This window comes from Streptomyces sp. NPDC041200, assembly GCF_055591805.1.
Window position 1 is genome coordinate 194,187 of the sequence record NZ_JBVIZF010000005.1, and the last position, 20,654, is coordinate 214,840.

Annotated in this window: 17 protein-coding genes; 12 read left to right on the forward strand and 5 right to left on the reverse strand. The window is 69.1% G+C overall.

Going from position 1 to position 20,654, the window contains the following annotated elements:
• Nucleotides 1-15: 15 nt before the first annotated feature.
• Together ACZ6CL_RS16125 and ACZ6CL_RS16130 are read right to left on the reverse strand one after the other, a co-directional pair.
• The gene (locus ACZ6CL_RS16125; RefSeq protein ID WP_468936460.1) at nucleotides 16-810 is read right to left on the reverse strand and encodes an MIP/aquaporin family protein; all 795 of its coding nucleotides are present in this window, start codon (nucleotides 808-810) and stop codon (nucleotides 16-18) included.
• Between the two features lie 350 nt (nucleotides 811-1,160).
• Nucleotides 1,161-1,925, reverse strand: coding sequence for an IclR family transcriptional regulator (locus tag ACZ6CL_RS16130; RefSeq protein WP_468936462.1), 765 nt, complete (start codon nucleotides 1,923-1,925; stop codon nucleotides 1,161-1,163).
• 234 nt (nucleotides 1,926-2,159) lie between these two features.
• Here ACZ6CL_RS16130 and metH point away from each other — a divergent pair, with 234 nt between their 5' ends.
• The 4 genes from metH (at nucleotide 2,160) to ACZ6CL_RS16150 (ending at nucleotide 10,091) form a co-directional block, all read left to right on the forward strand.
• Complete coding sequence (gene metH / locus ACZ6CL_RS16135) at nucleotides 2,160-5,666, forward strand: methionine synthase (protein ID WP_468936464.1); 3,507 nt, start codon at nucleotides 2,160-2,162, stop codon at nucleotides 5,664-5,666.
• Nucleotides 5,667-5,794: 128 nt separating this feature from the next.
• A complete protein-coding gene (locus ACZ6CL_RS16140) occupies nucleotides 5,795-6,496 on the forward strand; it encodes an HAD family hydrolase (protein ID WP_468936467.1) in 702 nt (233 codons plus the stop codon).
• A 339-nt stretch (nucleotides 6,497-6,835) separates the two neighbouring features.
• Complete coding sequence (locus ACZ6CL_RS16145; protein ID WP_468936469.1) at nucleotides 6,836-8,440, forward strand: ABC transporter substrate-binding protein; 1,605 nt, start codon at nucleotides 6,836-6,838, stop codon at nucleotides 8,438-8,440.
• A gap of 55 nt (nucleotides 8,441-8,495) precedes the next feature.
• A complete protein-coding gene (locus tag ACZ6CL_RS16150; RefSeq protein WP_468936472.1) occupies nucleotides 8,496-10,091 on the forward strand; it encodes an ABC transporter substrate-binding protein in 1,596 nt (531 codons plus the stop codon).
• Between the two features lie 76 nt (nucleotides 10,092-10,167).
• On the opposite strand, the gene ACZ6CL_RS16155 is transcribed toward ACZ6CL_RS16150, so the two are convergent.
• Together ACZ6CL_RS16155 and ACZ6CL_RS16160 are read right to left on the reverse strand one after the other, a co-directional pair.
• Entirely contained in the window at nucleotides 10,168-10,839 is a 672-nt protein-coding gene (locus ACZ6CL_RS16155; protein WP_009719179.1) for a response regulator, read from the reverse strand.
• A 13-nt stretch (nucleotides 10,840-10,852) separates the two neighbouring features.
• Nucleotides 10,853-11,785 (reverse strand): RecB family exonuclease, encoded by a 933-nt coding sequence (locus tag ACZ6CL_RS16160; protein ID WP_468936475.1) that lies wholly within the window; start codon nucleotides 11,783-11,785, stop codon nucleotides 10,853-10,855.
• A gap of 128 nt (nucleotides 11,786-11,913) precedes the next feature.
• On the opposite strand from ACZ6CL_RS16160, the gene ACZ6CL_RS16165 reads away from it, so the two are divergent.
• The 3 genes from ACZ6CL_RS16165 (at nucleotide 11,914) to ACZ6CL_RS16175 (ending at nucleotide 14,905) form a co-directional block, all read left to right on the forward strand.
• Entirely contained in the window at nucleotides 11,914-13,158 is a 1,245-nt protein-coding gene (locus tag ACZ6CL_RS16165; RefSeq protein ID WP_468936478.1) for a site-2 protease family protein, read from the forward strand.
• Between the two features lie 71 nt (nucleotides 13,159-13,229).
• The gene (locus ACZ6CL_RS16170) at nucleotides 13,230-14,186 is read left to right on the forward strand and encodes a tRNA (adenine-N1)-methyltransferase (protein WP_468936481.1); all 957 of its coding nucleotides are present in this window, start codon (nucleotides 13,230-13,232) and stop codon (nucleotides 14,184-14,186) included.
• 113 nt (nucleotides 14,187-14,299) lie between these two features.
• The gene (locus ACZ6CL_RS16175; RefSeq protein ID WP_468936484.1) at nucleotides 14,300-14,905 is read left to right on the forward strand and encodes a hypothetical protein; all 606 of its coding nucleotides are present in this window, start codon (nucleotides 14,300-14,302) and stop codon (nucleotides 14,903-14,905) included.
• Between the two features lie 51 nt (nucleotides 14,906-14,956).
• Here the strand turns inward: ACZ6CL_RS16175 and ACZ6CL_RS16180 are convergent, their stop codons facing one another.
• Nucleotides 14,957-15,247, reverse strand: coding sequence for a ferredoxin (locus ACZ6CL_RS16180; protein WP_009719184.1), 291 nt, complete (start codon nucleotides 15,245-15,247; stop codon nucleotides 14,957-14,959).
• A gap of 257 nt (nucleotides 15,248-15,504) precedes the next feature.
• Between ACZ6CL_RS16180 and arc the strand changes: the two genes are divergently transcribed.
• From arc to prcB, 5 genes are all read left to right on the forward strand, one after another.
• On the forward strand, nucleotides 15,505-17,271 hold the full coding sequence (gene arc / locus ACZ6CL_RS16185; protein ID WP_468936486.1) for a proteasome ATPase: 1,767 nt from the start codon (nucleotides 15,505-15,507) through the stop codon (nucleotides 17,269-17,271).
• A 262-nt stretch (nucleotides 17,272-17,533) separates the two neighbouring features.
• Nucleotides 17,534-19,045, forward strand: a complete 1,512-nt coding sequence (gene dop, locus ACZ6CL_RS16190; protein ID WP_468936489.1) for a depupylase/deamidase Dop — start codon at nucleotides 17,534-17,536, stop codon at nucleotides 19,043-19,045.
• Between the two features lie 135 nt (nucleotides 19,046-19,180).
• Complete coding sequence (locus tag ACZ6CL_RS16195; protein ID WP_468936491.1) at nucleotides 19,181-19,399, forward strand: ubiquitin-like protein Pup; 219 nt, start codon at nucleotides 19,181-19,183, stop codon at nucleotides 19,397-19,399.
• Nucleotides 19,400-19,659: 260 nt separating this feature from the next.
• Nucleotides 19,660-19,836: an endonuclease domain-containing protein gene (locus tag ACZ6CL_RS16200; RefSeq protein ID WP_468936493.1), complete on the forward strand. Its 177-nt coding sequence runs from the start codon at nucleotides 19,660-19,662 to the stop codon at nucleotides 19,834-19,836.
• Entirely contained in the window at nucleotides 19,788-20,633 is an 846-nt protein-coding gene (gene prcB / locus ACZ6CL_RS16205) for a proteasome subunit beta (protein ID WP_468936496.1), read from the forward strand. Before ACZ6CL_RS16200 ends, prcB begins: the two co-directional genes overlap by 49 nt.
• Nucleotides 20,634-20,654 lie beyond the last annotated feature (21 nt).

A 20,654-nucleotide genomic window follows, 5' to 3' on the forward strand; every position in this document is an offset into this window, starting at 1 on the left:
CCGATGGGGTGGGGGCTAGGCGAAGGCGATCTCGTAGATGCCGCCGGCGATGGCTCCGCCGAGGAGCGGGCCGACGACCGGGATCCAGGAGTAGCCCCAGTCCGACCCGCCCTTGTTGGGCAGCGGCAGGAGGGCGTGCACGATGCGCGGCCCCAGGTCACGTACCGGGTTGATGGCGTAGCCGGTCGGGCCGCCGAGCGAGAGGCCGATGCCGACCACGACCAGCGCCGTGATCAGGACGCCGATCACGCCCAGGCCCTTGCCCTCGCCGTTCAGTCCCTGGGTGAGGATGGCGAGGACCAGCACGGCGGTGGCGATGACCTCGGTGGCCAGGTTCTGAACGGTGTTCCGGATCTCCGGGCCGGTGGAGAAGACCCCCAGCACCGGGCCCGCGTCGCCCGCCTGGGCGGCGTCGGCCTTCTTCGTGTCCTGGGCGCCCGGACCGCCGACCAGCTCGCGGTCGGTGAGATGCGCCTTGAAGTGGCCCACGTAAGCGACCCAGACCAGCACCGCGCCGATGATGGCGCCGATGATCTGCGCGAGGAAGTAGATGGGTACGTCGGCCCACTCGATTTTGCCCGAGATCGCGAGACCGAGCGTCACCGCCGGGTTGAGGTGAGCGCCGGAGAGCGGCGCCGATATGTACGCGCCCGTGAGGACGGCGAAACCCCACCCGAAGGTGATGGCCAGCCATCCCGCGTCGAACGCCTTGGATCGCTTCAAGAGAACGCCTGCGACGACACCACAGCCGAGCAGGGTGAGCACGGCGGTACCGATGGTCTCGCCGATGAAGATGTCGGAGCTGGACACCCGCGACTCCTTTGTCCTTCGTCCAGGGGAAGGCGAACCCCCGGTCCCGCCGGAGATCCGCGCCCTCGTGGGAGGGCGTTGGTCGGCCCGCGGCGAGTCCACCATAGCGAATATTGTCGTCAGGTGTTCGACAATGCCGACCGATGAACGGCAGTTTTCTTCACGGCGAATGCCCCGTCAAGGGTCGGGTGGAGGAAAACTCTGGAGGATGTGAAACCGTGATGAATGACCATAGACCTGGCCAAAGGTCCTGGTCAGAGCGGACGATCAGCCTCCAGTCCAGGTCGGGCGCGGTCCGGTCCGGGTCCGGTCCGGGGTCGCGGCGGCGGTCGTGGCCGGGCCGGCGGCCGTCAGAAGCGCCCGGCGCCCAGATCGCGGGAGACCGCCCGCGCGCAGTCGCGTACGGCGGCGATCAGCTCGGAGCGAAGCTCCCCGTCGTCGCACACCCGCTCCACCGCGCCCGTGATGCCCACCGCCCCGACCGGCAGCCGCCGCCGGTCGTGCACCGGGGCGGCGACCGAGGCGACGCCCTCCCAGGTCTCCTCCACGTCCGCGCCCCAGCCGCGCGCCCGGGTGAGCGCGAGGACACCTTCGAACGCGTCCTCCTCGGTCACCGTGCGCTTGGTGAACGGCTCCCGGTCGCCCTCGGTCACCTCGCTGTGCGCCACCGGGTCGTAGGCGGAGAGCACCTTGCCCAGGGCGGTGGAGTGCAGCGGCTGCATGGCGCCGACCTCCAGCACCTGACGGCTGTCGTCCGGCCGGAAGACGTGGTGGACGATGAGCACGCCCTGCTGGTGCAGTACGCCAAGGTAGACGCTCTCACCGCTGGAGCGCGCCAGGTCGTCCGTCCACACCAGGGCGCGGGCGCGCAGCTCGTGGACGTCCAGATAGCTGTTGCCCAGCCGCAGCAGCTCGGCGCCCAGCTGATAGCGGCCCGAGTTCTCGTCCTGCTCGACGAACCCCTCCTGCTGGAGGGTGCGCAGGATGCCGTGGGCGGTCCCCTTGGCGAGTCCGAGAGTGGAGGCGATGTCGGACAGACCCAGCCGGCGCTCGCCCCCGGCGAGCAGGCGTAGCATCGCGGCAGCCCGCTCCAACGACTGGATGTTCCGTGCCATCGCCAACCTCCTGACTACGGTTCGACAATGCTGAACACTATCGGTCCATGTCGACTCCGCGGTACACACAGCCAAACGTAAATGATCACCAGGTCGCCGCGGCCGACCGGTGGAAGTCCGTCCGGCTGATGGGACACCCACCTCTCCGAGGCCCCCGGCAGCTAGGCTGGCCTGGTGCGCCCTCTGAAGTGAGGGCGCAAAGCCGACAGCCGTCGCACTCCAGGGAGCACATCCATGGCCTCGCACACGTCATCGTCCGCATCCGCCGCCCGAGTCGACGCCCTCCGCGAGGCACTTGCCTCCCGCGTCGTGGTCGCCGATGGCGCGATGGGCACGATGCTCCAGGCGCAGGACCCCACGCTCGATGACTTCCAGCAGCTCGAGGGCTGCAACGAGATCCTGAACATCACCCGCCCCGACATCGTCCGCTCGGTCCACGAGGAGTACTTCGCGGCGGGCGTGGACTGCGTCGAGACGAACACCTTCGGCGCCAACCACGCGGCGCTGGGCGAGTACGACATCCCCGAGCGGATCTTCGAGCTGTCCGAGGCGGGCGTCCGGATCGCCCGCGAGGTGGCGGACGAGTTCACCGCCTCGACCGGGCAGCAGCGCTGGGTGCTCGGCTCGATGGGTCCCGGTACCAAGCTCCCCACCCTCGGCCACGCCCCGTACACCACGCTGCGCGACGCGTATCAGCAGAACGCCGAGGGCATGATCGCCGGCGGCGCGGACGCCCTCCTGGTGGAGACCACCCAGGACCTGCTGCAGACCAAGGCCTCGATCCTCGGCGCCCGCCGGGCCCTGGAGGCCACCGGTACCAACCTCCCGGTGATCTGCTCGGTCACCGTCGAGACCACCGGCACCATGCTGCTGGGCTCCGAGATCGGCGCGGCGCTGACCGCCCTGGAGCCGCTCGGCATCGACATGATCGGCCTCAACTGCGCGACCGGCCCCGCCGAGATGAGCGAGCACTTGCGCTATCTCGCCCGCCACGCGCGCGTGCCCCTGTCCTGCATGCCGAACGCGGGCCTCCCGGTGCTCGGCAAGGACGGCGCCCACTACCCGCTCACCCCGGGCGAGCTGGCCGACGCCCAGGAGACCTTCGTCCGCGAGTACGGCATGTCCCTGGTCGGCGGCTGCTGCGGCACCACGCCCGAGCATCTGCGCCAGGTCGTCGAGCGGGTCCGCGACCTGACCCCGACCCCGCGTGAGCCGCGCCCCGAGCCGGGCGCCGCCTCGCTGTACCAGACGGTGCCGTTCCGTCAGGACACCTCGTACCTGGCCATCGGCGAGCGGACGAACGCCAACGGGTCGAAGAAGTTCCGCGAGGCCATGCTCGACGGGCGCTGGGACGACTGCGTGGAGCTGGCCCGCGAGCAGATCCGCGAGGGCGCCCACCTCCTCGACCTGTGCGTCGACTACGTCGGCCGCGACGGCGTCGCCGACATGCGGGAGCTGGCGGGGCGCTTCGCCACCGCGTCCACGCTGCCGATCGTGCTGGACTCCACCGAGGTGGACGTCATCCAGGCAGGGCTGGAGAAGCTGGGCGGCCGCGCGGTCATCAACTCGGTCAACTACGAGGACGGCGACGGCCCCGAGTCCCGATTCGCCAAGGTCACCCAGCTCGCCCGCGAGCACGGTGCCGCGCTGATCGCGCTGACCATCGACGAGGAGGGTCAGGCGCGTACGCCGGAGAAGAAGGTGGAGATCGCTCAGCGGATCATCGCCGACCTCACCGGCAACTGGGGCATCCACGAGTCGGACATCCTCATCGACACGCTGACCTTCACCATCTGCACCGGTCAGGAGGAGTCCCGCAAGGACGGCATCGCCACCATCGAGGCCATCCGGGAGCTGAAGCGCCGTCACCCGGACGTCCAGACCACGCTGGGTCTGTCGAACATCTCCTTCGGCCTCAACCCGGCCGCCCGCATCCTGCTCAACTCGGTCTTCCTGGACGAGTGTGTGAAGGCCGGACTGGATTCGGCGATCGTGCACGCGAGCAAGATCCTGCCGATCGCGCGGTTCGATGACGAGCAGGTCACCACGGCCCTCGACCTCATCTACGACCGCCGCGCTGAGGGCTACGACCCGCTGCAGAAGCTGATGGCGCTCTTCGAGGGCGCCACGGCGAAGTCGCTGAAGGCGGGCAAGGCCGAGGAGCTGGCCGCCCTTCCGCTGGACGAGCGTCTCCAGCGGCGCATCATCGACGGCGAGCGCAACGGCCTGGAAGCCGACCTCGACGAGGCCCTCACCGAGCGGCCCGCCCTGGACATCGTCAACGCGACGCTGCTGGAGGGCATGAAGGTCGTCGGTGAACTCTTCGGCTCCGGCCAGATGCAGCTGCCGTTCGTCCTCCAGTCCGCCGAGGTGATGAAGACCGCGGTGGCCCATCTGGAGCCGCACATGGAGAAGACGGACGACGACGGCAAGGGCACCATCGTGCTCGCCACCGTCCGCGGCGACGTCCACGACATCGGCAAGAACCTTGTCGACATCATCTTGTCCAACAACGGCTACAACGTGGTCAACCTCGGCATCAAGCAGCCGGTCTCCGCGATCCTGGAGGCCGCCCAGGAGCACCGCGCCGACGTCATCGGCATGTCCGGCCTGCTGGTGAAGTCCACGGTGATCATGAAGGAGAACCTGGAGGAGCTGAACCAGCGCAGCCTGGCCGCCGACTACCCCGTCATCCTCGGCGGCGCCGCCCTCACCCGCGCCTACGTCGAACAGGACCTCCACGAGATCTACGAGGGCGAGGTCCGCTACGCCCGCGACGCCTTCGAGGGGCTCCGCCTCATGGACGCCCTCATCGCCGTCAAGCGCGGCGTCCCCGGCGCCGAGCTGCCCGCCCTCAAGCAGCGCCGGGTGCCCAAGCGGGACACGGCGCTGAGCGACCCGGAGCCGGAGGGTCCGTCCCGCTCCGACGTCGCCACCGACAACCCGCTGCCCACCCCGCCGTTCTGGGGCACCCGCGTCGTCAAGGGCATCCAGCAGGTCGACTACGCCTCCTGGCTGGACGAGGGCGCGCTGTTCAAGGGGCAGTGGGGGCTCAAGGAGGCCCGCAAGGGCGACGGCCCGAGCTACGCGGAGCTGGTGGAGTCCGAGGGACGCCCGCGGCTGCGCGGCTGGCTGGACAAGCTGCGTACGGAGAACCTGCTGGAGGCCGCCGTGGTCTACGGCTACTTCCCCTGCGTCTCCAAGGGCGACGACCTCGTCCTGCTGAACGAGGACGGCAGCGAGCGGACCCGCTTCACCTTCCCGCGCCAGCGCCGCGGCCGCCGTCTGTGCCTGGCCGACTTCTTCCGGCCCGAGGAGTCCGGCGAGACCGATGTGGTCGGCCTCCAGGTCGTCACCGTCGGCTCGAAGATCGGCGAGGCGACCGCCGAGCTGTTCGCCGCCGACTCCTACCGCGACTACCTGGAGCTGCACGGGCTGTCCGTGCAGCTCGCCGAGGCGCTGGCCGAGTACTGGCACGCCCGGGTCCGCTCCGAGCTGGGCTTCGCCGGGGAGGACCCCGGCGACATCGAGGACATGTTCGCGCTGAAGTACCGCGGCGCCCGCTTCTCGCTCGGCTACGGCGCCTGCCCCGACCTGGAAGACCGCGCGAAGATCGCCGATCTGCTGCAGCCCGAGCGGATCGGGGTGAAGCTCTCCGAGGAGTTCCAGCTGCACCCCGAGCAGTCGACCGACGCGATCGTCATCCATCACCCGGAGGCGAAGTACTTCAACGCCCGGTAACCGGTGGGCGCCCGACAGGAGGCGCCGCGACGTGCTGCGTCGTAGACTGGTCGATCCGGTAGAGGCCGGTCGTCTTCCACATCGTGGAAGGGGGCCGGCCTTCGTGCCCCGTATCCGGAGGTGTTTGGATGACCAGCAGCATCCCCGCCGTCGACACCCGTTCGGCCGAAGGATCCGCCCTGCAGGCGGTCCTGCTCGACATGGACGGCACCCTGGTGGACACCGAGGACATCTGGTGGGACGCGGAAGTGTCCATCTTCGCCGAGCTGGGCCACGCCCTCGCCGAGGAGTACCGCCAGGTGGTGGTCGGCGGCCCGATGGCCCGCAGCGCCTCGTTCCTCATCGAGGCCACCGGCGCCGACATCGCGCTCGCCGAGCTGTCCGGCCTGCTGAACAGCCGTTTCACCGAGCTGCTGGACGGCACCGTGCCCATGCTGCCCGGCGCGCGCCGGCTGCTGACCGAACTGGGCGCGCACGGGGTGCCGACCGCCCTGGTCTCCGCCTCGCACCGGCGGGTGATGGACCGGCTGCTGCGGTCGATCGGCCCCGAGAACTTCGCGCTGACGGTCGCGGGTGACGAGATCGGCCGTACCAAGCCGCACCCCGACCCGTATCTGTTCGCCGCCGCGGGGCTGGCCGCCGACCCGGCCCGGTGCGTGGTCATCGAGGACACGGCGACCGGGGTACGGGCCGCCGAGGCGGCGGGGTGCCGGGTGGTGGCGGTGCCGTCCGTCGTGCCGATCGAGCCCGCGGCGGGCCGCACCATCGTCGGATCGCTGGAAGAAGTCGATCTTCCATTTCTGCGCGGACTGGTCACAGCAATGCACTGATCGCGTACTCAGCGTATTTCTGAAAATTGCAGTCTGAATAACGCGCTCCCCATTTTTGTGTGGCGGCGGCGGCATTTCGGGCGTGATGTTTATCACTGCATATGCCGTCGACAGGTGGGGCGGGTATCTGCTGCGCGTCCCGTTTGATGCGATGTGGGCGAGCCCTTGTGTCCGGATTGGTGACATCCCGTACGATACGCGACCGCGTTCGGATATCGGGCGGACCTTTCGCGTTATCGGTGCGCGATATCGCCTCAACTTCGTTGTGTCTGAGCATGGCTGGCGCCTCGGACTAATCTCGTCGCGAGTGGTTGATCGATCGCAGGGAGACTCCCGACAATGAAGCGCAAGTCGCTCGCGCTGCCGGCCGTGGCGGGCCTACTGACGTCAGCGCTCACCGCATGCGGTGGACCCGAGGGCTCGGGCGCCAAGGGCGGCGCCATCGTGCTGGGGAGCACCGACCGGATCGAGGCCTCGAAGGCCGCGCCCGCCCCGCTGGACCCCGCCCAGGCATACGACTTCGCCTCGTGGAGCGTGCTGCACAACAGCTTCCAGACGCTGATGCGGCTGCCCCGCTCGGGAACCGAGCCGATACCGGATGCCGCGCAGAAGTGCGGCTTCCAGGACCGGCAGAGCGAGCAGTACCGCTGCACCCTGCGCAGCGGGCTGGAGTTCTCCAACGGTCACGCCCTCACCTCCGAGGACGTCAAGTTCTCCCTCGACCGGATGCTGCGGATCAAGGACCGCAACGGCCCGGTCTCCCTGCTCTCGAACGTGGACAAGGTCGAGACCCCGACCGCCCGCGAGGTCGTCATCCACCTGCGCGCGCCCGACGCGACCTTCCCGTCCAAGCTCACCACCCCGGCCGCGGCCATCCTGGACAGCGAGGTCTATCAGGGGAACGCGCTGCGCAAGGGCTTCGACCTGGTGGGCTCGGGCCCGTACAAGGCGAAGACCGAAGTGCGCGGCGACCGGCTGGTGAAGGTGCTCTTCACCCGGAACCCGAACTACCAGGGCGATGTGAAGCCGGACAGCGACAAGGTCGAAATGCGGTTCTTCGGATCCGCGTCGGCCATGGAGAAGGCGCTGACCAAGGGCGACATCGACGCGGTGCACCGCGGCTTCTCGCCCGGCCAGATCGACAGGCTCAACAAGGGCGAGGTCAAGGGCGTCCGGCTCTTCGAGTCCTCCGGTCAGGGCATCCGCTACCTCGTCTTCGACACCGACAACCCGTCGGTCAAGTCCAAGGCCGTCCGGCAGGCGATAGCCCATCTGGTGGACCGGCAGGCGCTGGTCCGCGACGTCTACAAGCGGACCGCCGAGCCCCTCTACTCGCTGATCCCGAACAACGTCGCCTCGCACACCAACTCGTTCTACAACGAGTACGGAGACCCGGACCCCGCCGCCGCCCGCAGCGCCCTGCGCGACGCGGGGATCAGCACCCCGGTGAAGCTGACCCTGACCTACACGACCGACCACTACGGTCCGGAAACCGCCCAGGAGTTCAAGGAGCTGCGGGGGCAGCTCAACCGCAGCGGCCTCTTCAAGGTCAAGATCAAGGGCGTCCGCTGGACCGAGTTCCGCCCCAACCTCCCCAAGCGCGCGTACGCCGCCTACGGCATGGGGTGGCTGCCGGACTTCCCGGACCCGGACAACTACGTCGCGCCCTTCCTGACCAAGGACAACTTCCTCAACTCGCCGTACCGGAACAGCACCGTGCAGGACGAGCTGATCCCGCGGACCCGGCAGGAGAGCCAGCGCACCCGCACGGCCGGAGACTTCCAGACCATCCAGAACACCGTCGCCGACGATGTGCCCTATCTGCCGCTGTGGCAGGGGAACACCTATGTGGCGGCCCGAGAGAACATCACCGGGGCCGAATACGCGTTCGACTCCTCGACCATGCTGCAGCTTTGGGAGCTGGGCCGAGGCGCCGGCAGCTGACGCAACGCCAGACGGGGGCCGGATAAGAGACGACGAAACTGTGAGGAAACCACCCGTGAGGAAACGTGATCAGTGGCTGGCAGCTCCCCTTGGAGCTGGAATTGCCGCCGCCCTGCTCACCGGCTGTGGGAGCGAGGACGGGGACACCGCGGGCAGCGGTGAGCACGTGGTCATGGGCATGTCGGACGAGGTCCTGGCCACTGACCCCGCATCCGGCTACGACCCGGGCTCCTGGCTGTTGTTCAACAACGTGTTCCAGTCGCTGCTGAGCTTTCCCAAGGGCGGCACCACCCCGCAGCCGGAGGCGGCGGAGAAGTGCGGCTTCAAGGACAACTCCAGTCAGGTCTTCACCTGCACCCTGCGGAACGACCTGAAGTTCTCCAACGGACACCCGCTGACCTCCGAGGACGTCAAGTTCTCGTTCGAGCGCACCCTGCGGATCAACGACGAGAACGGCCCGGCGGTGATGCTCACCGGCATCGGGGGCATCAAGACCCCGGACGAGCGGACCGTCGTCTTCAACCTGAAGACCCCGGACGCCACGTTCCCGCAGAAGATCGCCTCAGGCGCCGGGTCCATCGTGGACCACGCCGAATACCCGGCGAACAAGCTGCGCACCGACAACACGGCGGTCGGCTCCGGCGTCTACAAGCTGGACTCCTTCAGCAAGAAGGAGGCGGACTTCTCGGTCAACGGCTCGTACAAGGGCCCCGCCGAGGCCCAGAACACCGGGATGACCCTGAAGTTCTTCGAGGGCCGCCAGCAGGAGCTGAAGGACGCCGTCCAGAACGGCGACGTCGACCTGGCGTACCGCGGACTGGCCATGAAGGACCTGGCCGACCTCCAGGCCGAGTCCCTCAGCGGCGGCAAGAACCTGAACGTCGTCGAGGGAACCGGCGCCGAGGTCCAGCACCTGGTCTTCAACATGAAGGACCCGGTGGCCGGAAAGCTCGGCGTCCGCAAGGCCATGGCGTACCTCCTCGACCGCTCCACCCTGGTCCGGGACGTCTACAAGCGCACCGCCGAGCCGCTGTACTCGGTCGTCCCCGCCGGGATCACCGGCCACAACACGGCCTTCTTCGACAAGTACGGCGACCGGCCGCAGCCCGGGAAGGCCGAGCAGGCGCTGCGCGACGAGGGCATCACCGACAAGGTCAAGCTGACCCTGTGGGGCACCCCGATCCGCTACGGCCCCGGCACCATGCCGGGCCTGAACGAGATCGCCAAGCAGCTCAACGCCAGCGGGCTGTTCGACGTGGACGTCAAGAGCACCGATGTCGCCACCTACGAGAAGGGCGTGGCCGCGGGCGACTACCCCGTCTACATCAAGGGCTGGGTGCCCGACTACCCGGACCCGGACAACTTCGTCGCCCCGTTCTTCGGCGCCGGCAACGTCCTGGAGAACAACTACACCCAGGCCCAGCTCACCGGGCAGCTCATCCCGGCCACCGCGGGCCAGCCCAGCCGCGCGGCCACGGTCGGCGACTTCAAGAAGATCCAGGACCTGGTCGCCGACGACGTGCCGATGCTGCCGCTGTGGCAGGGCAAGCAGTACGCGGTGGCCCAGGAGTCCATCTCCGGACTGCAGTGGACCCTGGACGCCTCGACGGTCTTCCGCTTCTGGGAGATCAAGAAGTCACCCACGGACTGACGCCCCACGGGCTGAAGCCCCTCGGGCTGGCGACTACGGACTGACGCCCGTAACCGCTCCGGCGCGCGCCTCCTGGCTACTGCGCGCCGGGGCGGACCAGCCCGCTCTCGTACGCGTACACCGCGGCCTGTACCCGGTCCCGCAGCCCCAGCTTGGTCAGCACATGGCCCACATGCGTCTTGACCGTCGTCTCGCTGACGAACAGATCCGCCGCGATCTCCGCGTTCGACAGCCCCCGGGCCACCAGCTTGAGCACCTCCACCTCGCGCTCGGTGAGCGTGTGCAGAGTGTCCGGAACCGGCTCCTCACCCGACGGCAGATGCCCCGCGTACTTGTCGAGCAGCCGCCGCGTGATGCTCGGCGCCAGCATGGCCTCGCCCGCAGCCACCACCCGGATGGCCTGCACCAGCTCGGTGGCCGGCGCGTCCTTCAGCAGAAAGCCGCTGGCCCCGGCGCGCAGCGCCTCCACCACGTACTCGTCGAGGTCGAAGGTGGTCAGCACCAGCACCTTCGCCGGGCCGTCCCGCCCGGGACCGGTGATCTGCCGGGTCGCCTCCACCCCGTCCATCCGCGGCATCCGGATGTCCATCAGCACCACGTCGGGCTGGAGCGCCCGCACCTGGTCGAGGGCCTGCAGACCGTCCCCGGCCTCGCCGACGACCGCCAGATCCTGCTCCGCCTCCAAAATCATCCGGAAGCCGGTGCGCAGCAGCGGCTGGTCATCGACCAATAGGACGCGGATCGCCACGTGATCTCCTTCGCTAGACCGCGTCCATTCTGCCGGAGCCGTCGCCCCCGGAGGGAGCGGGGGACTGAGCCGGAGACTGGGCCGGGATGACGGGCAGCGGGTACGGCGGGGGAGTACCACCGAATTCCGGACAGTGCTCCTGGTGGTCGCACCAGCCGCACAGCTTGGTGCGGCGCGGCAGGAAGTCCCCCGACTCCGTGGCCAGCCGGATCGCCTCCCACAGGGCCAGCACCTTGCGCTCCACCCCGAGCAGATCCCGCTCCACCGGGTCGTAGGTCAGCACATCGCCGCTGCCCAGATAGACCAGCTGCAGCCGCCGCGGCACCGTGCCGCGCAGCCGCCACAGCACCAGGGCGTAGAACTTCATCTGGAAGAGCGCCTCGCCCGAGTACTGCGGCGCGGGTGCCTTGCCCGTCTTGTAGTCGACGATCCGCACCTCGCCGGTCGGCGCGATGTCCACCCGGTCGATGATCCCGCGCAGCGTCAGCCCCGACTCCAGGGCGGTCTCCACGAACAGCTCCCGCTCGGCGGGCTCAAGACGGGTCGGGTCCTCCAGCGAGAACCACCCCTCGACCAGCCGCTCGGCCCCCGCCAGCCACTCCGCCAGCCGCTCCGGGGACTCCGCGCCGTCCTCCTCCCGGAACAGCTCCGCCAGCTCCGGCTTGGCCGCCAGCAGCCGCTCCCACTCGCCCGGCACCATCGCCCGGGCGCGCGGCGCGGTGCGCTCGGCGGCGGGCGCGTCGAACAACCGCTCCAGCACCGCGTGCACCACCGTGCCCCGGGTGGCGGCGGCGCTGGGCTTCTCCGGCAGTTTGTCGATCACCCGGAAGCGGTACAGCAAGGGGCACCGCATGAAGTCCGCCGCACGGGACGGCGAGAGCGACGCGGCGCGGCCGGACTGCGGTGCCCCATCCGCCTGTTCGGGCTGCCCTGAGGTGATTCCCATGGCGAAGACCCTACGACCCGCCACCGACAGCCGGACGCATACCATCGACGTCCGAGCCCCTAGCACTGCATGATCGTGGGGACCGTATCAAAACAGGGTGCGACGGACGCATCCGACGAGGGGACACCGTGGACAACAGCGGGCAGCGGCAGTCCGGCGACGGGGGAGCGGACCGCACGACCGAGCCCGAGGCGGACAAGCCGCGCCGCCCACGCGAGGTGGGCGGCGGCATTCTGATGGGGCGCCCCTTCGGCGTACCCGTCTACGTCTCGCCCAGCTGGTTCCTCGTGGCGGCCCTCATCACCTGGGTCTTCGGCGGCCAGCTGGAGCGGGTGCTGCCGGAGCTGGGCGCCGCCCGCTATCTGGTGTCGCTCTTCTTCGCGGTCGCCTTCTACGCCTCCGTCCTGGTGCACGAGCTGGCACACACCGTGGCCGCCCTGCGCTTCAAGCTGCCGGTGCGCCGGATCCAGCTGCAGTTCTTCGGCGGCGTATCGGAGATCGAGAAGGAGTCCGAGACCCCCGGCCGGGAGTTCGTCCTCGCCTTCGTGGGGCCACTGCTCTCCCTGGTCCTCTCCGGCGTCTTCTACCTCGGGATGCTGGTCGTGCGGCCGGACTCGGTGCCCGGGGTGCTGCTCGCCGGGCTGATGATCTCCAATCTCATCGTGGCCGCCTTCAACCTGCTGCCCGGCCTTCCGCTGGACGGCGGGCGGATGCTGCGCGCCGTCGTCTGGAAGATCAGCGGCAAGCCCATGGCCGGAACCGTCGCCGCCGCCTGGACCGGCCGCGCGCTCGCCGTCGCCGTCCTGGTCGGCCTGCCGCTGCTCACCCAGGCGGGCGGCCTCGGCGGGGAGCCCAAGGACTTCGGCAGCGTCGACTCGCTCACCGACGCGCTGCTCGCCGCCATACTGGCCGCGATCATCTGGACCGGGGCGGGCAACAGCCTGCGCATGGCCCGGCTGCGGGAGCGCCTGCCGGACCTGCGCGCCCGTACGCTCACCCGGCGCGCCGTGCCCGTCGCGGCCGACACCCCGCTGTCCGAGGCGCTGCGGCGGGCCAACGAGGCGGGGGCGCGCGCCCTGGTCGTGGTGGACGGCCACGGCGCCCCGACCGCCGTGGTGCGGGAGGCGGCCATCGTCGGCGTTCCGGAGCACCGGCGCCCCTGGGTCGCGGTCAGCGGCCTCGCCCAGGACCTCAAGGACGGCATGCGGGTCTCCGCCGAGCTGACCGGCGAGGAGCTGCTGGACACCCTGCGCGCCACCCCCGCGACCGAGTACCTGGTGGTGGAGGAGACGGGCGAGATCTACGGCGTGCTCTCCACGGCCGATGTCGAGCGCGCCTTCGTCAACGCCATGGCCCGCACCCCGACGGCCTGACCCGGGGGCCACGGGCGGGCCGCCGAGGCCCGCCGTCCCGGGCACGCTCCCGGTCCCGGTAGGCTGTTCACATGTCCGAACCGACCGGTGCCGCCCGCCGTCGCGGGCCCTTCCAAGTCGGGGACCAGGTCCAGCTCACCGACCCCAAGGGACGCCACTACACGTTCACGCTCGAAGCCGGGAAGAATTTCCACACCCACAAGGGTTCCTTCCCCCATGACGAGCTGATCGGCGCCCCCGAGGGAACTGTCGTGCGCACCACGGGAAACGTCGCGTATCTCGCGCTGCGTCCCCTGCTCCCCGACTATGTCCTGTCCATGCCACGCGGTGCCGCCGTGGTCTACCCCAAGGACGCGGGGCAGATCCTGGCGATGGCCGACATCTTCCCCGGCGCCCGTGTCGTCGAGGCGGGCGTCGGCTCCGGGTCGCTCTCCACCTTCCTGCTGCGGGCCATCGGCGACCAGGGCATGCTGCACTCCTACGAGCGCCGGGCCGACTTCGCCGACATCGCCTCGCAGAACGTCGAGCGCTACTTCGGCGCCCCGCACCCCGCCTGGCAGCTGACCGTCGGCGACCTCCAGGACAACCTGTCCGACACCGACGTCGACCGCGTCATCCTGGACATGCTCGCCCCCTGGGAGTGCCTGGAGGCGGTGTCCAAGGCGCTCGTGCCCGGCGGCATCCTGTGCGCCTACGTCGCCACCACCACCCAGCTCGCCCGCACCGTGGAGTCCATCCGCGAGCACGGCACCTTCAACGAGCCGTCGGCCTGGGAGACCATGGTCCGCACCTGGCACGTCGAAGGCCTGGCGGTCCGCCCCGACCACCGGATGATCGGTCACACCGGCTTCCTGCTCACCGCCCGCCGCCTCGCGGACGGCGTGGAGCCGCCGCTGCGCCGCCGCCGTCCCGCCAAGGGCGCGTACGGCGACGACTACCCGGGCTACGGCAGCGGGAAGGACAGCGGCGCCCCGGACGGCAAGCGGGGCGCTTCCGGCGGCCAGGACTCCGCGGCCGACCGCGGCTGACGCCCTTCGTATCAACGACTCGGCGCGGCCACCGACTTCCCCCTGCGGGGCGGTGGCCGCGCCGGTGTGAGATGTGGCACGATGCGGAGCACCCCCTCCGCCGCAGCCATCTCATGGAGTCATCCCGCGTGCAGTCTCTGGGCCCGGATCTCGCGCACACCCGCCCCCGTCTGGTGCACTGGATCGCGACCGCGGCCGCCGTGGCCGCCGTCGTGGCCGGAGCGTCGGCCTTCCAGCCCGCCGACGCCAAGGCCACCGCGGCCCCCACCACCCTCTCCGCCCCCAGCGGCGAACTGCCGCTCGCGAAGGCCAAGGCCCCCGACCCGCGCGCCGCGCACTATCCGATGGACTGCGGCCGGGCCGTGCCCGGCGTCGTGGACCGGGCCTCGGGCGACCTGGACGGCGACGGGCGGCCGGAAACGGTCGCCGTGGTGCGCTGCGAGACCGCGGCCGGAAACCCGCCCAGCGGCGTCTACGTGCTCGCGCAGCCGTCCCGCCCGGGTGCGGCCCCCCAGATCGTGGCGACCTTCGTCGACCCGAAAGAGGGGATGAGCGTCCAGGATTTCGCGGTGCGCGGAACGAAGGTTTCGGCCACTTTGCTGGGCTACTCGTCGACGAAGGTCCCGCGGTGCTGTCCCGATCTGCAGCGCAAGGTCAACTGGCAGTGGCGGGACGGCGAGTTCGTGCTGAAGGCACTGCCCGTGCCGGGGAGTGTCTGACCGCTCACGCAGCGTCCCGCGGGCGTCCTCTCGCCGCGCGGCGCCCGGACGCTACTCGGCGTCCGGGCCGTACACCTCGACCTGGTCCGCGGCGCGCCGCACATGGATGCAGTCGCCCGGGCACTCCTTGGCCGAATCCACCACCTCGGTGAGCAGCGGCAGCGGCACCTTGGTCGTCGCGCCCTTGTCCTGCAGAAGCTCGTCGTCGGCGCTCTTGACGTAGGCTAGACCGTCGATGTCGAGTTCGAAGACCTCGGGCGCGTACTGGGCACAGATCCCATCCCCCGTGCACAGGTCCTGGTCAATCCAGACTTCAAGATCGCCGAGCTCCTCGTTCCGCACGGTGCGTCCCCTGCCGTTCCCTCGATACGCGATTCAACATTGACTAAATATCGCCAGCACTGGCGGGTGTTGACCGGGTCGACGATACAACCGCTCGCTTTCCGATGTTGTTGGGTGGGTATTCACCTGGCGTGAGGGAGTGCGCAAGGGTGAAGATCGGACACACGCCGACCGGGTTTGTGATCTAGGGGTTTCAACCCGCACCGGCCCAGGTAGGGTCAGGAAGCGTCCAGCTCCCCTTGGAGGAGGTGAGGACCGTGGCAGCCCACGACGACGACATCAACCGCGGCATCCGGCCGGGGCGGGGGTCTGATGACCCCGCCGGTCAGGTTGCCTATCTCGAGCAGGAAATCGCCGTCCTGCGCCGCAAGCTCGCCGACTCTCCGCGTCACACGAGGATTCTCGAAGAGCGGATCGTCGAGCTGCAGACCAATCTGGCGGGAGTCTCCGCCCAGAACGAGCGGCTCGCGAACACCCTCCGTGAGGCCCGCGACCAGATCGTGGCCCTCAAGGAGGAGGTCGACCGGCTCGCCCAGCCGCCGGCCGGTTTCGGTGCCTTTCTGCAGGCGAACGAGGACGGCACAGCCGACATCTTCACCGGAGGTCGTAAACTCCGCGTGAATGTCAGCCCAAGCGTCGAGCTCGATGACCTCAGGCGGGGCCAGGAGGTCATGCTCAACGAGGCGCTCAACGTGGTCGAGGCCATGGAGTTCGAGCGCGCCGGGGACATCGTCACCCTCAAGGAGGTCCTTGAGGACGGCGAGCGGGCCCTGGTGATCGGGCACACCGACGAGGAGCGCGTGGTGCGGCTCGCCGAGCCGCTGCTGGAAACCACCATCCGTCCCGGTGACGCCCTGCTGCTGGAGCCCCGGTCCGGCTACGTCTACGAGGTCGTGCCGAAGAGCGAGGTCGAGGAACTCGTCCTCGAAGAGGTTCCGGACATCGACTACACCAAGATCGGCGGCCTGGGGAACCAGATCGAGCTGATCCGGGACGCGGTCGAGCTTCCGTACCTCTACCCCGACCTGTTCAAGGAGCACGAACTGCGGCCGCCCAAGGGCGTGCTGCTGTACGGCCCGCCCGGCTGCGGCAAGACGCTGATCGCGAAGGCCGTCGCCAACTCCCTTGCCAAGAAGGTCGCCGAAGTCACCGGCAAGCCTGCGGGGAAGAGCTTCTTCCTCAACATCAAGGGTCCCGAGCTGCTCAACAAGTACGTCGGTGAGACGGAGCGGCACATCCGGCTGGTCTTCCAGCGGGCCCGCGAGAAGGCCAGCGAGGGCACTCCGGTCATCGTCTTCTTCGACGAGATGGACTCCCTGTTCCGCACCCGCGGCTCCGGAGTCAGCTCGGACGTGGAGAACACCATCGTCCCCCAGCTGCTCTCCGAGATCGACGGTGTCGAGGGCCTGGAGAACGTCATCGTCATCGGCGCCTCGAACCGCGAGGACATGATCGACCCGGCCATCCTGCGCCCCGGCCGCCTCGATGTGAAGATCAAGATCGAGCGTCCGGACGCCGAGGCCGCCAAGGACATCTTCTCGAAGTACCTGACCGCCACCCTGCCGGTCCACACGGACGACCTCGCCGAGCACAGCGGCTCCGCGAAGGCCGCCGTCGCCGGCATGATTCAGTCGGTCGTCGAGCAGATGTACGCGGAATCCGAGGAGAACCGCTTCCTGGAGGTCACCTACGCCAATGGTGACAAGGAAGTCCTCTACTTCAAGGACTTCAACTCCGGCGCCATGATCCAGAACATTGTGGACCGGGCGAAGAAGATGGCCATCAAGGCATTCCTCGACCACAACCAGAAGGGCCTCAGGGTCTCCCATCTGCTCGCCGCGTGCGTGGACGAGTTCAAGGAGAACGAGGACCTGCCCAACACCACGAACCCGGATGACTGGGCCCGTATCTCCGGTAAGAAGGGCGAGCGGATCGTCTTCATCCGCACCCTGGTCACCGGAAAGCAGGGCGCGGACACGGGACGCTCCATCGACACGGTGGCCAACACCGGTCAGTACCTGTAACACCGCTGTCCGGCTGCGGATGTCCTGGACGGGGCATCCGCAGCCGGATGCGCTTTTCGGACGGCATTCATCGTATGAGTCCTACGAGCCCCACCGGAGCAATGACTGTCATGATCTCCGCAGCACCGCACAGCCGTATCCGGCTCATCGGTACCGCCGCGGTCCCGCGGCGCGGCGGCTCGGGGGCCACATACGGACCGGAAGCGCAGCGGTACTTGAGCGCAGGCCCCGGCCTGGGGTCGCGCCGGGCAAGGAGGGCCGCATGACCGTACGGCGCGTAATGGGCATCGAGACGGAGTACGGGATCTCCGTCCCGGGGCACCCGAACGCCAATGCCATGCTCACCTCATCCCAGGTCGTCAACGCCTACGCGGCGGCGATGCACCGGGCGCGCCGCGCCCGCTGGGACTTCGAGGAGGAGAACCCGCTGCGGGACGCCCGCGGCTTCGACCTCGCGCGTGAGTCCGCGGACGCCAGCCAGCTCACGGACGAGGACATCGGCCTGGCCAACGTCATCCTCACCAACGGCGCGCGGCTCTACGTCGACCACGCCCACCCCGAGTACTCCGCCCCCGAGGTCACCAACCCGCGGGACGCGGTGCTCTGGGACAAGGCGGGCGAGCGCATCATGGCCGAGGCCGCGATGCGCGCCGCCGAGCTGCCCGGCGCCCAGCCGATCCACCTGTACAAGAACAACACCGACAACAAGGGCGCGTCCTACGGCACGCACGAGAACTACCTGATGAAGCGGGAGACCCCCTTCTCGGACATCGTGCGCCATCTGACGCCGTTCTTCGTCTCCCGCCAGGTCGTCACCGGCGCGGGCCGCGTGGGCATCGGCCAGGACGGGCACGAGCACGGCTTCCAGATCAGCCAGCGGGCCGATTACTTCGAGGTCGAGGTCGGGCTGGAGACCACCCTCAAGCGGCCCATCATCAACACCCGCGACGAGCCGCACGCCGACGCCGAGAAGTACCGCCGGCTGCACGTGATCATCGGCGACGCCAACCTCTCCGAGCTGTCGACCTACCTCAAGCTCGGCACCACCGCGCTGGTGCTGTCGATGATCGAGGACGGCTTCATCGCCGTGGACCTGGCCGTCGACCAGCCGGTCCGCACGCTGCACCAGGTCTCTCACGACCCGACCCTGCAGCGTCTGATCACGCTGCGCAGCGGCCGTACGCTGACCGCCGTACAGCTCCAGATGGAGTACTTCGAGCTGGCCCGCAAGTACGTCGAGGACCGCTTCGGCGCCGAGGCCGACGATCAGACCCGGGACGTGCTGACCCGCTGGGAGGACGTGCTCAACCGGCTGGAGCGCGATCCGATGTCCCTGTCCGGTGAGCTGGACTGGGTGGCCAAGCGCGAGCTGCTGGAGGGCTACCGCAGGCGCGACAGCCTGGAGTGGGACGCCGCCCGGCTCCATCTGGTCGACCTGCAGTACGCCGACGTGCGGCCCGAGAAGGGCCTGTACAACCGGCTGGCGGCGCGCGGCAAGATGAAGCGGCTGCTGGACGACTCCGACGTGGCACGGGCCCAGAACAAGCCCCCGGAGGACACCCGCGCCTACTTCCGCGGCCGCTGCCTGGAGCAGTACGCGGACGACGTGGCCGCGGCCTCCTGGGACTCGGTGATCTTCGACCTCCCGGGCCGTGACTCTCTGCAGCGGGTCCCCACGCTGGAGCCCCTGCGGGGCACCCGCAACCACGTCAAGGAGCTGCTGGACCGCTGCCGCACAGCGGAGGACCTGGTCCGGGTGCTGTCCGGGGGCTGAAATGGGCTCCGACCGGGAATCATGGTGGTGGCCTCCACGCGTTGTAGCGAGTGGGAGGCCGATGTCGGACCCTGCTTGTAGGGTCTGATCTTGAGACCGATCGAATCAGCGGGCGAACCGAGCGGGGTGAGGGACATGGCGACCAAGGACACCGGCGGCGGTCAGCAGAAGGCGTCGCGCACGACCGAGGAGGTCGAGGAGCAGACGCAGGACGCGCAGGCCGCGGAGGATCTCAAGGAGCGGCAGGAAAAGCTCTCGGACGACGTCGATTCGGTTCTCGACGAAATCGACGACGTGCTCGAAGAGAACGCCGAGGATTTCGTGCGAAGCTTCGTCCAAAAAGGCGGAGAGTGACCGTAAATGTCCGATTTCCCAGAAGGGAAATTGTGCAGAGGGCGCGATCGAGTTCTTCCGCACGCTTCTTTCGCCGCGGACAGAAATCGGCGTGATGGCCTCCAGGCGCGGTGCCGGGAGTGCGCGGCGGAATACCGTGCCGCTCGCTACCGGCGCCGTCGCGAGGCCCTGGGGAAAACCGTTGGTATCGGAAGCTCCGCGCTCCGGACGGTCTCGCGGCCCGGTGCAGGGTATGCAGGGCGGAAGCCCCCGCAGCACATGTGGATCACGACCACGGGACGGGTAGGGTCCGTGGCGTACTCTGCCTCAGCTGCAATGCGGCACCGGGGCAGTTCAAGGACCGAGCGGATGCCATATGGCGTGCCGCCGCATATCTGGAAGGAAACGTGTGGAAGCCAACACTCGTAGCACCGGGCGTCTACCAGCTGCCTTCCTGACGCCGGGCTCAGCCTCCTTCATGGACTTCCTCGGCGCCCATCAGCCCGAGCTGCTGCCGGGGAACCGCCCGCTTCCCCCGGTGCAGGGTGCCATCGAGGCACCGCACGGCACGACGATCGTGGCGGCGACGTTCGCCGGTGGGGTGGCGCTCGCCGGTGACCGGCGCGCGACCATGGGGAACGTCATCGCGCAGCGCGACATCGAGAAGGTCTTCCCGGCGGACGAGTACTCGGCCGTCGGTATCGCGGGCACGGCCGGTATCGCCGTGGAGATGGTCAAGCTGTTCCAGCTGGAGCTGGAGCACTTCGAGAAGGTCGAGGGCACCGTCCTCTCGCTTGAGGGCAAGGCCAACCGGCTCTCGACCATGATCCGCGGCAATCTCGGCATGGCGATGCAGGGCCTCGCCGTCGTCCCGCTCTTCGCGGGCTACGACGTCGACCGCGAGAAGGGCCGCATCTTCTCCTACGACGTGACCGGCGGGCGCTCGGAGGAGCGCGGCTTCGCGGCCACCGGCTCCGGCTCGACGTTCGCCCGCGGCGCGCTCAAGAAGCTCTACCGCGAGGGCTTGACAGAGGAGCAGGCCGCCACCGCCGTCATCCAGGCGCTGTACGACGCCGCGGACGACGACTCCGCGACCGGCGGCCCCGATCTGGCCCGGCGCATTTATCCCATCGTCACGGTCATCACCGAGGACGGTTTCAAGAGGTTCACCGAGGACGAGGTGGCCGACATCGTCCGCGCCGTCCATGAGCGGCGGCTCGAAGAGCCGGACGGCCCGCGCGCCGCCCTGCTCTGAGGGGACGGTCGACCCGGAATG